The organism is Geminicoccus flavidas (genome assembly GCF_009806515.1).
In the GTDB taxonomy this organism is placed as follows: Bacteria; Pseudomonadota; Alphaproteobacteria; order Geminicoccales; family Geminicoccaceae; genus Geminicoccus; species Geminicoccus flavidus.
Genome location: NZ_WUJP01000891.1, coordinates 1 through 1,601 on the forward strand (window position 1 = coordinate 1; position 1,601 = coordinate 1,601).

A 1,601-nucleotide genomic window follows, 5' to 3' on the forward strand; every position below is an offset into this window, starting at 1 on the left:
GGCGCTTGGCCTGCGGCGACGCTCGATGCTCGACATCTGGCTGATGGTCGTTCTGTTCACGCTGCTGATCGAGCTCGTGCTGCTCTCCTATGTCAGCGCCGGGACCAGGCTGAGCGTCGGCTGGTGGGCCGGGCGCCTCACCGGGCTGGCTTCCGCGAGCCTCGTGCTGCTCGTGCTCCTGTCGGAGGCGACCACGGTCCATGCGCGGCTGGCACGGTCGGTCCTGGCCGAGCGCCGGGCCCGCCAGAACCGGCTGACCGCCATGGAGGCGCTCTCGGCCTCTATTGCGCACGAGGTCAACCAGCCCCTTGCCACCATGGTGACCAACGCCTCGGCAGGACTGCGCTGGCTCAAGCACGAGCAACCCCGGATCGAAGAGGCGACGGCGGCACTCGGCCGGATCGTCAGCGAGGGACACCGCGCCAGCAAGGTCGTCACCAGCATCCGCACGATGTTCCTCAAAGGTGCCCAGGAGCGTGTGCCGCTCGATCTCAACCACCTGATCGAAGCCGTGCTGGCCCAGTGCCGGGATGAAGCCCGGCTCGGCCGCGTCTCGGTCTCGACCGGGCTGGAGCCGGATCTGCCACCGGTCATCGGCAATCCCGCGCAGCTCCGCCAGGTGGTGGCCAATCTCGTCGAGAATGCCGTCGACGCCATGCGCGGCACCGCACGGCCGCGCCTGCTGCAGGTCACCTCGCGACGCCACGAGGTCAGCGAGGTGCTCGTCACGGTCGCCGACAACGGCACCGGTCTGGCGCCGGTCGACAGGGAACGCATCTTCGCGCCATTCTTCACGACCAAACCCGACGGGATGGGGATGGGACTGATGTTCTGCCGCGCGACGATCGAGGCCCATGGGGGCGGGCTGTGGGCGTCGGACAACACGCCGCACGGCGCCGTCTTCCAGTTCTCGCTGCCGGCCTCGGCAGGCATGCCCCCAGCAGCGGGGCCCCCAGCAGCAGGACCCGAAGCAGCGGGACCCGCCCGATGAGCGAACAGGAATCCATCGTCTTCGTCGTCGACGACGACCCGGCGATGGGGATCTCGCTCGAGAGCCTGCTCCGCTCGGTCGGCCATTCGGTCATGCTGTTCGAATCGACGCGCGCATTCCGGCAGGCGCCGCGTCCGGACCTGCCGGCCTGCCTGGTGCTCGATGTGCGGCTGCCGGGCCAGAGTGGCCTGGAGTTCCAGCGCGAGCTCGCCCGTTTTGCCGATCCGCCGCCGATCGTCTTCATCACCGGGCATGGCGACGTGCCGATGTCGGTGGCGGCGATGAAGGCCGGCGCGGTCGATTTCCTGACCAAGCCGTTCCGCGACCAGGATCTGCTCGACAGTGTGCATCGCGCCATCGAGTTCGACCGCGCCCGGCGTGCCCGGGCCGCCATGCTGGCGGAACTGCGCGCCCTTGCCGCGGCGATGACGCCGCGCGAGCGCGAGATCCTCCCGCTCGTCGCCGCCGGCCAGATGAACAAGCAGATCGCGCAGACGCTCCAGCTCAGCGAGGTCACGGTCAAGGTCCACCGGGCCCAGGTGATGCAGAAGTTGCGGGCACACTCGATCGCCGACCTCGTCCGGATCGCGGACCGGCTCATGGCCGCCGA

General features: G+C 69.5%; 2 protein-coding genes. Both read left to right on the plus strand.

Features of this window, described 5'->3' with window-relative positions; genetic code table 11:
- Positions 1-991: sensor histidine kinase (locus EQG76_RS25480; protein ID WP_235031562.1), on the plus strand; the 991-nt coding region annotated here is incomplete at its 5' end.
- Positions 988-1,601, plus strand: a 614-nt coding sequence (locus EQG76_RS25485) for a response regulator transcription factor (RefSeq protein ID WP_159717515.1), incomplete at its 3' end; no start/stop codon positions are given. The genes EQG76_RS25480 and EQG76_RS25485, both read left to right, overlap by 4 nt.